10 protein-coding genes are annotated in these 14,131 nt (G+C 62.2%); 2 read left to right on the forward strand and 8 right to left on the reverse strand.

Annotation, left to right across the window (positions count from 1 at the left end):
• Positions 1 to 63: 63 nt before the first annotated feature.
• Genes moaA through AB4N92_RS28415 form a run of 8 tightly spaced genes read right to left on the reverse strand, consistent with a single transcriptional unit; the run spans position 64 to position 11,331 of the window.
• Complete coding sequence (moaA, locus tag AB4N92_RS28380) at positions 64 to 1,050, reverse strand: GTP 3',8-cyclase MoaA (protein WP_460128903.1); 987 nt, start codon at positions 1,048 to 1,050, stop codon at positions 64 to 66.
• 1 nt (position 1,051) lies between these two features.
• The gene (locus AB4N92_RS28385) at positions 1,052 to 1,867 is read right to left on the reverse strand and encodes a peptidylprolyl isomerase (RefSeq protein WP_010209833.1); all 816 of its coding nucleotides are present in this window, start codon (positions 1,865 to 1,867) and stop codon (positions 1,052 to 1,054) included.
• A 10-nt stretch (positions 1,868 to 1,877) separates the two neighbouring features.
• Positions 1,878 to 2,558, reverse strand: coding sequence for a respiratory nitrate reductase subunit gamma (narI, locus tag AB4N92_RS28390; protein ID WP_010209832.1), 681 nt, complete (start codon positions 2,556 to 2,558; stop codon positions 1,878 to 1,880).
• Positions 2,551 to 3,306 carry a nitrate reductase molybdenum cofactor assembly chaperone gene (gene narJ, locus AB4N92_RS28395; RefSeq protein WP_010209831.1) on the reverse strand — a complete coding sequence of 252 codons (756 nt, stop codon included), beginning with the start codon at positions 3,304 to 3,306 and terminating at the stop codon, positions 2,551 to 2,553. Before narJ ends, narI begins: the two co-directional genes overlap by 8 nt.
• A 3-nt stretch (positions 3,307 to 3,309) precedes the next feature.
• Complete coding sequence (narH, locus tag AB4N92_RS28400; protein WP_010209830.1) at positions 3,310 to 4,848, reverse strand: nitrate reductase subunit beta; 1,539 nt, start codon at positions 4,846 to 4,848, stop codon at positions 3,310 to 3,312.
• Between the two features lies 1 nt (position 4,849).
• Entirely contained in the window at positions 4,850 to 8,623 is a 3,774-nt protein-coding gene (locus tag AB4N92_RS28405; protein ID WP_236267196.1) for a nitrate reductase subunit alpha, read from the reverse strand.
• 57 nt (positions 8,624 to 8,680) lie between these two features.
• Complete coding sequence (locus AB4N92_RS28410; RefSeq protein ID WP_029529119.1) at positions 8,681 to 10,078, reverse strand: NarK family nitrate/nitrite MFS transporter; 1,398 nt, start codon at positions 10,076 to 10,078, stop codon at positions 8,681 to 8,683.
• A 2-nt stretch (positions 10,079 to 10,080) separates the two neighbouring features.
• Positions 10,081 to 11,331 (reverse strand): MFS transporter, encoded by a 1,251-nt coding sequence (locus tag AB4N92_RS28415; RefSeq protein ID WP_029529118.1) that lies wholly within the window; start codon positions 11,329 to 11,331, stop codon positions 10,081 to 10,083.
• Positions 11,332 to 11,638: 307 nt separating this feature from the next.
• Between AB4N92_RS28415 and AB4N92_RS28420 the strand changes: the two genes are divergently transcribed.
• Entirely contained in the window at positions 11,639 to 13,441 is a 1,803-nt protein-coding gene (locus AB4N92_RS28420) for a HAMP domain-containing protein (RefSeq protein WP_021492292.1), read from the forward strand.
• Complete coding sequence (gene narL, locus AB4N92_RS28425) at positions 13,438 to 14,085, forward strand: two-component system response regulator NarL (RefSeq protein WP_010209820.1); 648 nt, start codon at positions 13,438 to 13,440, stop codon at positions 14,083 to 14,085. The genes AB4N92_RS28420 and narL overlap by 4 nt, the downstream gene beginning before the upstream one ends.
• Positions 14,086 to 14,131 lie beyond the last annotated feature (46 nt).

Here is a 14,131-nt window from a genome sequence, read left to right on the forward strand (position 1 = left end):
GGGGCATATCCCTTTATTCCGTCACGGCTATCCATGGTTCCGCCCTTACGGTGCCCCCCAACCTCACCCACCGCTCATGCTCATAAAGCGCACCACCTGAACCTCCCCCGCCCCCGAAAAATCATGCCGCGCTGGCTTTCCCCTCAACGCCAGATGCAACGCCTCAACCAACGGCCGATCATCCAACGGAGACCGCCTGAGCAACTCACGAAAATCCAGCGCGTCGTCCTGCCCGAGGCACAACAAAAGCCGCCCCTCCACCGTCATCCTTAGCCGATTACAACTCCCACAAAAACTCTGTGAATTGGGCGAGATAAACCCGATGCGCGTGTCGGGGTAACGCGCCAAACGCACATACCGCGCCGGCCCCCCACTGCTTTCCGCAGTGTCGAGCAACAGATGCTCACGAGCGATCACCTCCCGCACCTCATCACTGGCACAAAACGCCTCCCCCCGCGAACGCCCTACATCCCCCAAAGGCATTTCTTCGATGAAACTGATATCGATCCCTTGCTCGATCGCATACCGCACCAACGCGGGCACCTCATCAAAATTACGCCCTTTCATCACCACGCAATTGAGCTTGACCCGCTCGAACCCGGCGTCCCGCGCCGCCTCTATCCCCTCCTGCACCTGGCGCAAATCACCGTTGCGCGTGATCGCCCGAAACCGCACGGGATCCAGACTGTCGAGGCTGATATTCATGCGCTTGACCCCCGCCGCCGCCAGCGGCTGCGCCAGCCGCGCCAACTGTGAGCCATTGCTGGTCATCACCAACTCACGCAAGCCTGGCAACGCAGCAATAGTGCGGCACAACCCCACAATGCCAGGACGGATCAAAGGTTCACCGCCGGTCAAGCGGATCTTGCGCACGCCCTGGCCCACAAACAGCCGGGCCAGGCGCTCCAGCTCTTGCAGGCTCAACACCTGCTGGCGCGGCAGGAAGGTCATGGTTTTCGCCATGCAGTACACACAGCGAAAATCACAACGGTCGGTCACCGACAGACGCAGGTAATCGATTGAACGGCCGAGCCCATCCACCAGGCTCATGTCACTGCACCAACGGCGAGTCGGCGCCTTGCAGCGCGAGACCACGGATGTCCGCGGCGCCAATCAGGGTTTGCAGGTACTGCACCAGCGCCTTCTGCCACACCCCCTGCTGCAACTGGGTGCGAATGGCGCCCGCCACTGCTTCGTAAGGCAACGGCTGGCCTTCGATGCGCTGGTCGACGCTGATCACATGCCAGCCGTAACGGCTTTCCAAGGGCTTATCGGCCAGGCCGGGCGCCAGGGTAAACAACTGGCGCTCCAGCTCCGGCACGGTCTGGCCCTTGCTGATCTGGCCCAATGAGCCACCCTGGGCCTTGGACGGGCACGCCGAATACTTGAGCGCCAGTTCGGCGAAGCTGGCGGGTGTCTGCGCCAGGCTCAGCTGCAGGATTTCTGCCTGCACATGGGCCATCTGCCGTGCCTCGGCATCGTCCGGCGCGCATTCGAGCAAGATGTGCCGCACCGCCAGCAACGGTGCGCTGTGGAAGCGCCCTCGATTGCTTTCGAAATAATGCCGGCAGGTCGCCTCGTCGCACTGCGGCACGGTGATCTCGCGCTCCAGCAACAAGCGCGTGGCGGCTTCTTCTTCGTTCTCGCCGGGGGCGATGTCCACCGCCAGGCCCAACTCGGTGATGCGCTGTTGCAGCAGCTCGCGAATCACCAGCGCGCGAGCGGCCAGGTACACCGCGGCTTCGCGGCTTTCGGCAGGATGGTATTGCAGCTCCAGGGCCATCGCCTCGGGCGTGATCGACACGCCGTTGACGCTGACGATGGGCCATTCCTGTTCACTGCTGGCAATCAATTCAGGCTGGGTCATCATGTGTTCCTCACGACTTCTGCCGCACGATTTGATAACGACGGCCCAGGTACCAGACCGGCGCGCTGACCATGTGCACCAGGCGGGTAAACGGGAACAGCACGAACAGGGTCAGACCCAGCGCCACGTGGGCCTTGTAGATCAGCGACACCGGTGCAATCGACTCCGCCGCCTGCACTGGCCGCAGCAACACCACGTTCTGCGCCCAATCGGCGAGCATCACCATCACCGAGCCGTCCATATGCCCGGTGGAGGCCACAATGGTCAGCAAGCCCAGCAGCAACTGCGCGAGCAGTACCAGCAGGATCAGAATGTCGGACGCGCTCGACGTAGCCCGCACACGCGGGTCACTCAGACGACGCTTGATCAGCATCAGCAACCCCACCAGGCACAGCAGGCCGAAAAAACCGCCGGAGACCATTGCCAGCAGTTGCTTGTTTTCCGTGCTGATCACGTGGTGGTACACCGACGCGGGCGTCAGCAAGCCGACAAAGTGCCCGGCCAGCACAAACAGCACGCCGATATGGAAGAAGTTGCTCGCCACGCGCATGCCACGGTTGTTCAGCATCTGGCTGGAGCCGGCCTTCCAGGTGTACTGCGACAGGTCGAACCGCGCCCAACTGCCCAACAGGCAGATCGCCAGGGCCACATAGGGGTACACCCCGAATACCAGCAAATTCCACTTAGACATTACCCACCTCCCCGGCAGGCAGCACGGCCCGCCCTTCCTGCTGAAAATCCACCCAGTGCAACGGCACGGCGCTTTCTTCCCGCGCCTTGCCCGGAGCGCTCGGCAGCGCACTGCAACGGTCCTGCTGTTCGGCCTGCATGAAGTCCACGGCCTCTTCTTCCCACACCTTGTCAAGGGCTTCGAGGGAGTCGTCACGCGGCTCGGCAGCGACCTGGGCGCGCACTTCGGCCACCGCCTGGTGCGGCTCGGCGCCGGCGATTTGCAGCAGTGCCCGGAAGCAACTGGCATAGGCGCTTTCACGTTCTTCGAGGCGCGCCGCGAGCAACGCCAGCAAGTGCGCCACATCCGCCAGGCCCTCGCGGGCCTCGATGTCCTCACGGGTGGAGAGGAACTCCAGGTACAGCGGGATGAAGTCGGGCAGCTCCTTGACGCCGATGGCAAAACCAGCCGCCTCGTACTGGGCCATCATGTCGACCATCGCCTGACCACGGTCGCGGGATTCGCCGTGCACATGCTCGAACAGCAACAACGACAGCGAACGCCCGCGGCCGAACAACGCGCCGTAGTGTTCCTGGCCATCCATCAGGTCGTTGGCGCAGATCAGCTCCAGCAGTTCGAATAAGGCGCCGCGTTGTTTGGGACTGATTTCCCGTGACTCGATAATCGCCTGCTCCAGCTCATCGCGGCCGCTCACCAGGTGTTCCGTGGGATAGTCCAGCAGCAGCGAGATCACTTTAAGAATGCGCATGGTTCAGTCCTCCCAGATCTGTACGGTTTTCAACACGTCGCGGCGGTTGGCCTTCTTCGCGCCGAACATATTGGTGTCGGAACTGCCGCTGCAGCCGCTGCCAAAGCTGAAACCACAGCCCGAACGCTCAGCGAAGGCATCGCTCATGGCGTCCTCGCGATGGGCGCTTGGCACCACAAAGCGGTCCTCGTAATTGGCGATGGCCAGGTAGCGATACATCTCTTCCACTTGCGGCACGCTCAAGCCCACGTCTTCAAGGACTTGCAGGTCCTGGACGCCGTCCACCTGCTGGGAACGCTTGAAGGCGCGCATTGCCAGAAGGCGCTTAAGGGCACGCTTGACCGGCTTTTCATCGCCCGCCGTGAGCATGTTGGCCAGGTAACGCAAAGGAATGCGCAGGCTGTCCACATCCGGGATCACCCCATTCATGCCCACGGTGCCGGCAGCGGCGGCGTTCTGGATCGGCGACAGCGGCGGCACGTACCAGACCATCGGCAAGGTGCGGTATTCCGGGTGCAGCGGCAGCGCGAGCTTCCAGTCCACCGCCATTTTGTAGACGGGCGAGCGCTGCGCCGAGTCGATCACCGACTGCGGCACGCCATCGGCCAGGGCCTGACGGATCACAGCCGGGTCATTCGGGTCGAGGAAGATCTCCAGCTGTTTCTCGTACAGGTCGTGCTCGTTGGCGGTGCTGGCGACTTCGCTGATGCGGTCGGCGTCGTACAGCAGAACACCGAGATAGCGGATACGGCCGACACAGGTTTCGGCGCACACCGTGGGCATGCCGGCTTCGATGCGCGGGTAGCAGAAGATGCACTTTTCGGACTTGCCGCTCTTCCAGTTGAAGTAGATTTTCTTGTACGGGCAACCGCTGATGCACATGCGCCAGCCGCGACATTTTTCCTGGTCGATCAGCACAATGCCGTCTTCTTCACGCTTGTAGATCGCACCGCTGGGGCATGACGCTGCGCATGCCGGGTTGAGGCAGTGCTCGCACAGGCGCGGCAGGTACATCATGAAGGTGTTTTCGTACTCGCCGTAGATATCGGCCTGGATCTGGTCGAAGTTCTTGTCCTTGCGGCGCTTGGCGAACTCAGTGCCGAGGATCTCCTCCCAGTTGGGCCCCCACTCGATTTTCTGCATGCGCTTGCCCGACACCACCGAACGCGGGCGCGCGGTGGGCTGGTGTTCGCCCAGGGGCGCGGTGTGCAGGTGCTGGTAGTCGAAGTCGAACGGCTCGTAGTAGTCGTCCAGGCTAGGCAAGTCGGGGTTGGCGAAGATGTTTGCCAGCACGCGGAATTTGCCGCCGATACGCGGGTTGATCGTGCCATTGGCGTTACGGATCCAGCCGCCCTTCCACTTGTCCTGGTTCTCCCATTCTTTGGGGTAGCCGATGCCGGGCTTGGATTCGACGTTGTTGAACCAGGCGTATTCCATGCCTTCGCGGCTGGTCCACACGTTCTTGCAGGTGATCGAGCAAGTGTGGCAGCCGATGCATTTGTCCAGGTTCAGCACCATGCCGATCTGTGAGCGAATTTTCATCTCAGTTCTCCTCGATATCGGTCGGCAATGGGCGTGGCAGATCATCGCCGTCGGAGCCATCGAGCCAATCGACCTTGGCCATCTTGCGCACCACGACGAACTCATCGCGATTGCAGCCGACCGTGCCGTAGTAGTTGAAGCCGTAGGCCTGCTGGGCATAACCGCCGATCATATGGGTCGGTTTGAGCACCACGCGGGTCACCGAGTTGTGGTGGCCGCCGCGGGTTTTGGTGGTCTCCGAACCCGGCACGTTCACGATGCGTTCCTGCGCGTGATACATCATCACCATGCCCTCCTTGACCCGCTGGCTCACCACCGCACGGGCGGTGAGCGCGCCGTTGACGTTGAAGCACTCAATCCAGTCGTTGTCCTCGATACCGGCGCGCTGGGCGTCGATTTCCGAGAGCCACACGATCGGCCCCCCACGGCTCAGGGTGAGCATCAGCAGGTTGTCGCTGTAGGTGCTGTGGATCCCCCATTTCTGGTGCGGGGTGATCCAGTTCAGTACGATCTCGGTCTCGCCATTACTGCGCTTGCCCTTCACCCCTTCGATGGTGCGGGTGTTGACCGGTGGTCGATAGCTCATCAACTGCTCGCCGAATGCCTGCATCCACGGGTGATCCTGGTAGAACTGCTGGCGCCCGGTGAGGGTGCGCCATGGGATGTTTTCATGGACGTTGGTGTAGCCGGCGTTGTAGCTCACGTGATCGTCTTCCAGGCCCGACCAGGTGGGGCTGGAAATGATCTTGCGTGGCTGCGCCTGGATGTCGCGGAAGCGGATCGCCTCGTGAGCCTTGGGCAATGCCAGGTGGCTGTGGTCGATGCCGGTGAACTCCGACAGCGCAGCCCAGGCCTTGACAGCCACGTGGCCGTTGGTTTCCGGGGCCAGGGACAGGATCACTTCGGCGGCGTCGATGGCCGTGTCGATTTTCGGCCGCCCCAGGCTGATGCCCGCGTCGCCTTCGTGATGGTTCAGTTCACCGAGGAATTTCACTTCCTCATCGGTATTCCAGTTGATGCCCTTGCCGCCATTGCCGAGTTTTTCCAGCAGCGGGCCAAGGGAGGTGAATTTCTTGTAGAGATTCGGGTAGTCGCGCTCCACCACCGCCATGTTCGGCGCGTTCTTGCCCGGCACTGGTGCCACACCGGCACTTTTCCAGTCAGTGCCGCCGAAAGGCTGGGCCAACTCGCCGACGCTGTCATGCATCAGCGGCACGGTGACCAGGTCCTTCTCGACACCCAGGTGGCCGACCGCCATGGCCGAGAACGCCTTGGCGATGCCCTTGTAGATGTCCCAATCGGACCGCGACTCCCACGCCGGGTCGATAGCTGCCGACAACGGGTGGATGAACGGGTGCATGTCCGAGGTGTTCATGTCGTCTTTTTCGTACCAGGTGGCGGTCGGCAAGACGATGTCGGAATACACACAGGTGGACGACATGCGGAAGTCCAACGTGGTCACCAGATCGAGTTTGCCGATGGCACCATCGTCAACCCACTCGGCTTCGGTGGGCTTGCTTTCGCCGCCAAAACCGATGTCTTCGTTCATCACACCGTTCTTGGTGCCCAGCAGGTACTTGAGCATGTACTCATGGCCCTTGCCCGACGAACCGAGCAGGTTGGAACGCCAGATAAACATGTTGCGCGGGAAGTTCGCCGGGCTGTCCGGTTGCTCGCAGGCAAAGCGTAGGGTGCCGTCCTGCCAGGCCTTGACCACATAGTCTTTGGGATCCATGCCAACAGCAGCCGCCTCACGGCAGATGTGCAACGGGTTGGTGTTGAGTTGCGGCGCGCTCGGCAGCCAGCCGGCGCGCTCGGCGCGGATGTTGTAGTCCAGCGCGTGGGTGGGGAACTGCGACTTGTCCGCCATGGGCGAGAGCACATCGTGCATGTTCATTTTTTCGTGGCGCCACTGCGAGCTATGGCCGTAGAAGAAGCTGGTGCCATTCATCTGCCGGGGTGGGCGGCTCCAGTCCAGGCCGAACGCCAGGGGCAGCCAGCCGCATTGCGGGCGCAGTTTTTCCTGGCCGACGTAGTGGGCCCAGCCGCCGCCGGTCTGGCCGACGCAACCGCAGAGCATGAGCATGTTGATCAGCCCGCGGTAGTTCATGTCCATGTGGTACCAGTGGTTCATCGCCGCACCGACGATGATCATCGAGCGGCCCTTAGTCTTGTCGGCGTTGTCGGCGAACTCACGGGCGATCTGGATGGCTTTCTCGCGGCTGACGCCGGTGATCGCTTCCTGCCACGCCGGGGTGCCGGGCACACTGGCGTCGTCGTAGTCCTTGGCAACGTTGCTGCCGCCCAGGCCACGGTCGATGGCCAGGTTGGCGGCCGACAGGTCGAACACCGTGGCGACCTTGGCCACGCTGCCATCGGCCAACGTCACGCTGTGCACCGGCACGCGGCGAAACTGCACGGCATCGCCCGCCACGTGCTGGAAGTGCTCGTGGGATTCGCCGGCAAAATACGGGAAGCCCACCTCCGCTACGTCCGCCCCCATCAGGCTCAGTTTCAGGTCGATGGCGCGACCTTCCCCGCCTTCCTTGGCGAGGATGTTCCACTTGCCCTTCTCGCCCCAGCGATAGCCGATGGAACCTTGGGGCGAGACCAGCTCGCCGCTTTCGTCAAGGGCAATGGTTTTCCATTCCGGGTTATTGTCCTGGCCAAGGTTGCCCACAAGGTCCGAGGCACGCAGGAAGCGGTCAGGCTGGAACCCGGCGCCCGGTGCAAAACCGGTCACGGGCTTGAGCATCACCAGCACCGGCAAGTCGGTGAAGCGCTTGGCGTAGTCGGTGAAATAGGCGCTTGGGTGGTCGAGGTGAAACTCCTTGAAGATCACGTGATTGAAGGCCTGGGCCAACGCGGCGTCGGTACCCTGCTTGGGGTTGAGCCACAGATCAGTGAGCTTGGCCACTTCCGAATAATCGGGGGTGATGGCCACGGTCTTGGTGCCCTTGTAGCGCACCTCGGTGAAAAAGTGCGCGTCCGGTGTACGGGTCTGCGGGACGTTGGAACCCCAGGCGATGATGTAGTTGGAGTTGTACCAGTCGGCCGATTCCGGCACGTCGGTCTGCTCGCCCCACACCATCGGCGAAGCCGGTGGCAGGTCGCAGTACCAGTCATAGAAGCTCAGACACACCCCGCCGAGCAGTGACAGGTAACGCGAGCCGGCGGCATAGCTGACCATGGACATGGCCGGGATCGGCGAGAAGCCGACGATGCGGTCCGGGCCGTACTGCTTGATGGTGTAGACGTTGGAAGCAGCGATGATCTCGTTCACTTCGTCCCAGTTGGAGCGGATGAAGCCCCCCATGCCACGCTTGCTCTTGTAGGACTCGGCCTTGGCCTTGTCCTCAACAATGCTCGCCCAGGCGTCTACCGGGGCCAGGGTCAGGCGCGCTTCACGCCACAGTTTGAGCAGTGGTTTGCGAATTTTCGGGTACTTGAGCCGGTTGGCGCTGTAGATGTACCAGCTGTAGCTGGCGCCACGCGGGCAGCCTCGGGGTTCGTGGTTGGGCAAGTCGTTGCGGGTACGCGGGTAGTCGGTCTGCTGGGTTTCCCAGGTAATCAGGCCGTTTTTCACGTAGATCTTCCACGAACAGGAACCGGTGCAGTTCACCCCGTGGGTGGAGCGCACGATCTTGTCGTACTGCCAGCGCGAACGGTAGACGTTCTCCCAATCGCGGGACTCTTTGCGGGTCTCGCCGTGGCCCTCGGAGAACTCGTTTTGCTTGCGGTTGAAGAACCGCAGTTGATCCAGTAGGTGACTCATGATGCTTTCCTCATCAGGCGTGCCGTGGGGTGCGTTGCCCCGCGAATTCGGGTCGGACTAGCAGGGTGTGGCGCAGCCTTTGCGGGCGTACCACCACCAGGTCACGACGATGCAGCTCAGGTAGAAACCGACAAACAGGTAGAAGGCCATGGCCGGGCTGCCGGTGGCGGCCATGGAACTGCCGAAGGATTTGGGAATGAAGAACGCGCCGAACGCGCCCATGGCCGAGCTGAACCCGAGCACGGCGGCGGATTCCTTGCTGGCGTCCTTCAAGGCCTGTTCACGCACGGCGGCGGGTTTGCCGACACTGGCTTTTTCGTGGAGGGTGCGGAAGATCACCGGGATCATGCGGAAGGTGGAGCCGTTGCCGATGCCGGTGGTGATGAACAGCAGCATAAACAGGCCGAGAAAACCGTAGAAGTTGCCGCCCTGCTGGTTCTGCGGCAAAAAGTGCAGCACGCCGAACACCATCACGATCATCAGCACGAAGTTCCACAGGGTCACTCGCGCGCCGCCCAGCTTGTCGGCCAGCCAGCCGCCCAGTGGCCGCACCAGTGCGCCAACCAGTGGGCCGAGGAAGGCGAACTTCAGCGCTACCACGTCCGGAAACGAGGTCTTGATCAGCAGCGGAAACGCCGCCGAGAAGCCGATGAACGAACCGAAAGTCGCCAGGTACAACCAGCACATCAGCCAGTTGTGCTTGCGCTTGAAGATCACCGCCTGGTCGCTGAACGACGCGCGGGCGCTGGATAGGTCATTCATGCCGAACCACGCCGCCACGGTGACGAGGATGATGAATGGCACCCAGATGAAGCCGGCATTCTGCAGCCACAGTTGGCTACCGTCCGCCAGGGTTTGCGGTTGCCCGCCGATCAACCCGAATACCCCAAAGGTGATCACCAACGGCACGCAGAACTGCATCACCGAAACGCCCAGGTTGCCCAGGCCGGCGTTCAACCCCAGGGCGGTGCCCTGCTGGGCCTTAGGGTAGAAGAAGCTGATGTTGGACATGCTGGAGGCAAAGTTGCCGCCGCCAAAACCGCAGAGTAAGGCGATCAACACGAAGACGCTGTAAGGCGTGCTCGGATCCTGCACCGCAAAGCCCATCCACAGTGACGGCAGCAAGAGCGACGCGGTGCTCAGGGCGGTCCAGCGGCGCCCGCCGAAGATCGGCACCATGAACGAGTAGAACACCCGCAACGTCGCGCCGGACAAACCCGGCAGCGCCGCCAACCAGAACAACTGGTCAGTGGTGAAGCTGAAGCCAATGGCGTTGAGGCGCACAATCACCGTGCTCCACACCATCCACACCGCAAAGGCCAGCAAAAGCGCAGGGATCGAAATCCACAAGTTGCGGGTGGCGGTCTTCTTGCCGCTGGCGCCCCAGAACGCCGGGTCTTCAGGGCGCCAGTCGTGGATCACCGGCCCCGATTCGGGCTTTTGCGCGATAGACATGATCATTCTCCTTGGAGCGCTTGTTTGCCGAGCAACGGCTGTTTACGGATCTCGCTGATGTACATCCAGGTCAGGGAGACCCAGACCACGCCGTACATCAACATGAAGCAGGAGGAGCGCACACCGGTGAGGTCCACCAGGGCGCCGAATAGAATCGGCAGTACAAAGCCGCCCAGGCCGCCGGCCAGGCCGACGATGCCGGACACCGCGCCCATGTTCTGCGGGTAGTCATTGGCGATGTACTTGAACACCGAGGCCTTGCCGAACGCGAAGGCGATGCCCATCACGAACAGCAGCACGGTGAACAGGGTGGCGTTGAGGCCGAGATGGAAATAGACGGGCCCGTTGACGGTCATCACTTGCAACTGCGTCTGCGGATAGCTGAGCAGGAAAAGGCAGATCCAGCTCACCCACAGCACCCACCAGGTCACGCTGTGTGCGCCCCAGCGGTCGGACATCCAGCCGCCCACCGCCCGCAACACACCGCCAGGCAAGGAAAAACACGCGGCCAGCAGTGCGGCGCTTTGCAGGCTGAAGCCGTATTCCTGCACGTAGTACTTGGTCATCCACAACGCCAGGGCCACGTAGCCGCCGAACACAATCGAGTAGTACTGGCAGTAGCGCCACACAGCCGGGTCTTTGAGGCACAGCAGTTGCTGACGCAGGGTGGCGCCGCCAGCACTGCGGTGGGCCTTGTTTTCGCGGGTGAGGAACCAGAACAACAGCGCGGTGACAAACAGGATCGCGCTGAACACCTTGGGCACCAGGTGCCAGGTGCCGAGGGCGATCAGCGCCGGGGCCAGAAATTTGGTGACGGCAGCGCCGGCATTACCCGCGCCGAACACGCCCATGGCAAACCCTTGGTTCTCTTTATCGAACCACTTGGCGACATAGGCGATGCCTACTGAAAACGAGCCGCCGGCCAAACCGACAAACAGGCCCAGCACCAGGAACTGCCAATACGCCGTGGCGTAGGTGATCAGGTACAGCGGCAGTACACAGGCGAGCATCAACACAAAGAACACGATGCGCCCGCCGAAACGGTCGGTCAGCAACCCGAGGGGCAGGCGCACCAGGGAACCGGTCAATACCGGGGTGGCGGCCAACAGGCCGAACTGGGTTTCGTTGAGTTGCAGCAGGTCCTTGATGGGCACGCCGAGCACGGCGAACATCATCCACACCATAAAGCAGACGGTGAAGGCCAGGGTGCTCATGCCCAGCACCAGGCCTTGTCTCATACGGGGTTGAGTCACGGTATGCGCTCCAGAAAGTGATTCCATGAGCGCAGGTTAGGGGCGACCCCCTCGCAGAACTTGACCCAGATCAACGTGGGCCGGTTGGGTATGGCGCTATGCTGGCCCCGTCTACCTCCAAGGAGGTAGCCCGCAAGACAAGAGAAAGCCTTTATTTATCAATGGATTGTTCTCTTGTGCCGGCTTTTGTCCGTGGGAGGGTTCGCCGGCAATTCTTTAGAGGTAGTGCGCCAGGGAAGGCCATCTCCCCCCTTTCCCGCTCCAGGTGCGACCATGCTGCTCTGCTGCCCCCTTCAACTGTGCCGTCATGTTTGACTGGCTGCGCAGCTCCCTGCCCGCCCGCGCCGGTCTGGCGGTGATCCTGATTGCGATCCTGGCCCTGGCCAGTTCCCTCAGCGCCGGGCTGATCGCCTGGTTCAGCCAGGGCGACGCCGCCGCGATCAACACCGCGGGCTCGGTGCGCATGGAGACCTATCACCTCAGCTGGAAACTGGCGGCCGGTGCACGCCCGGATGAGGTCGCCGAGGTCAGCCAGAGCCTGCAACGGCGCCTCGACAGCCAGTCGCTCAAGGCGGTGCTCGAAGACGGCCCCCACAGCGCCCTGCTACAGAGCTACCAGCAGATCCAGCGGCGCTGGAACGACGAGCTGCGCCCGGCGGTGATGCGCGGCGATGCGGTGCTGTTCCAGGCCAGCGCGCCGGCGTTCGTCGAGCAACTGAACCAGTTCGTCAGCCTGTTGCAGCAACAGAGCGAGCACAAGCAAAGCTGGCAACAAGCGATCCAGGGACTGGCGTTGTTCAGCACCTTGATCATCCTGCTGATCGGCCTCTACGAATTGCAGTACGGCGTGGTCACGCCCTTGCAGGAACTGGTGCACGCCACTCGGCGCTTTCGCGATGGCAACTACCAGACCCGCGTCAACCACCGTTCCGAGGACGAACTGGGCCAACTGGCCCTGAGCTTCAACGCCATGGCCGAGACCATCGAGGCCTCCCACCGCACTCTGGAAGCCCAGGTGCAGCTCAAAACTCTCAACCTGCAACAAGCCAATGCCGCCCTGGAATTGCTTTACCAGAGCAGCCGCAGCCTGGCCACGCGCCTGGCCAATGCCGAAGGCCTGGATGAACTGATCCGGCGCTTCCAGAAACGCCTGCCGGGCTTGCGCCTGTCGCTGTGCCTGCAAGGTCACTTCCTCGCACCGGCGCAGCAGATGCTGGCGCTGCATGGCGAACACAGCCGCAACGTCTGCGCGATCGGCGACTGCGCGACGTGCGAACGCCACCACGCGGCGCCGCCAGAGGTATTCAGCATCAGCAACCAGGGCGCAGAACTGGGCGAACTCAAGGCGCACTTCCTCGACGGCCACCCCCCGCAGGATTGGGAAAAACAACTGATCCAGGCCCTGGCCAACCTGATCGGCACCTCGCTGTCTCTCAAGCGCCAGCGGGAACAGGACCACCGCCTGTTACTGCTGGAGGAGCGCACCATCATCGCCCGCGAACTGCACGACTCCCTGGCCCAGGCACTGTCCTACATGAAGCTACAAGTGAGCCGCATGCAGACCCTGATCCGCCGTGGCGAGCCCGTGGAAACCCTGGCCTGCGTCACCAGTGAATTGCGTGACGGCCTCAATAACGCCTACCGCCAACTGCGCGAACTGCTCACCACCTTCCGCTTGCAGATCCATGACGCCGGGTTGGTGCAGGAGCTGCGGGAGACCGCCGAAGAGTTCTCCCGCCGTGGCGAGTTCCAGGTACACCTGCACGTGGACGCCTTGGCATTCCAGCTGTCGGCCAGTGAACAGATCCACGTGCTGCAGATCACCCGCGAAGCCCTGTCCAATTGCCTGCGCCACGCTCATGCGCAAAATGCCTGGCTGCAACTGCGCCAGGTTGGTGAGACCGTGAGCCTTTGCATCGAAGACGATGGGCGTGGCTTCGGCGGCGACGTCGACCAACGCGAACACCACGGCCTGACCATCATGGACGAGCGCGCACGCAGCCTGCACGGCCATCTCGACATCAGCCCGCGTGAGCCCCAGGGCACGCGGGTGCAATTGCGTTTCCAGCCGGAATTTCTTGGCCACTCTCTACAAGGCACCGCCTCATGAACACCGCTATTCGCCACCGAATCCTGTTGGTCGACGACCACCCGATGATGCGTCACGGCATGCGTCAGATGCTTGAACTGGAAGACGATTTGCACGTGGTTGGTGAGGCCGGTAACGGCCAGGAGGCCCTTGATCAGATCGCTACGTTGCAACCGGACCTGGTGTTACTGGACAACAACATGCCGCACATGAACGGCCTGGAGACACTGCGTCGCCTGCGGGCCATGAACTATGCGGGGAAGGTGCTGCTGTTTACCGTGTCCGACGCGGAGGACGATATTCGTGATGCGCTACGACTGGATGCCAATGGTTATCTGCTCAAGGACATGGAACCGGAGTTGGTGGTGGAGTTCATCCGTGATGCCTTGCAGGGAGCCTTGGTGATCAGCCCTGGCTTGACCCGCGTACTGGCCCAGGCATTGCGTTCGCCGCAGCCGCATGCGGCGGTGGAGCTGACTGAGCGGGAGCGGCAGGTGTTGAGGACCATTGCCGGGGGGTACAGCAATAAGGTGATCGGGCATAAGCTGGGGATTACCGAGGGGACGGTGAAGGTGCATGTGAAGAATGTGCTGCATAAGCTGGGGTTGAGGTCGCGGGTGGAGGCGGCGGTTTGGGCGATGGAGCATCTGAGGCAGGCGGGGTGACAGGGGCTTGTGGGCATATCCGTTATTGGGGTGATCGCGGGTATGG

Source organism: Pseudomonas sp. S3_A09, assembly GCF_054668065.1.

Coding starts and splice junctions, on each gene's coding strand:
- moaA (WP_460128903.1), bottom strand. CDS start 1,050: ATGAGCCTGGTGGATGGGCTCGGCCGTTCAATCGATTACCTGCGTCTG.
- AB4N92_RS28385 (WP_010209833.1), bottom strand. CDS start 1,867: ATGACCCAGCCTGAATTGATTGCCAGCAGTGAACAGGAATGGCCCATC.
- narI (WP_010209832.1), bottom strand. CDS start 2,558: ATGTCTAAGTGGAATTTGCTGGTATTCGGGGTGTACCCCTATGTGGCC.
- narJ (WP_010209831.1), bottom strand. CDS start 3,306: ATGCGCATTCTTAAAGTGATCTCGCTGCTGCTGGACTATCCCACGGAA.
- narH (WP_010209830.1), bottom strand. CDS start 4,848: ATGAAAATTCGCTCACAGATCGGCATGGTGCTGAACCTGGACAAATGC.
- AB4N92_RS28405 (WP_236267196.1), bottom strand. CDS start 8,623: ATGAGTCACCTACTGGATCAACTGCGGTTCTTCAACCGCAAGCAAAAC.
- AB4N92_RS28410 (WP_029529119.1), bottom strand. CDS start 10,078: ATGTCTATCGCGCAAAAGCCCGAATCGGGGCCGGTGATCCACGACTGG.
- AB4N92_RS28420 (WP_021492292.1), top strand. CDS start 11,639: ATGTTTGACTGGCTGCGCAGCTCCCTGCCCGCCCGCGCCGGTCTGGCG.
- narL (WP_010209820.1), top strand. CDS start 13,438: ATGAACACCGCTATTCGCCACCGAATCCTGTTGGTCGACGACCACCCG.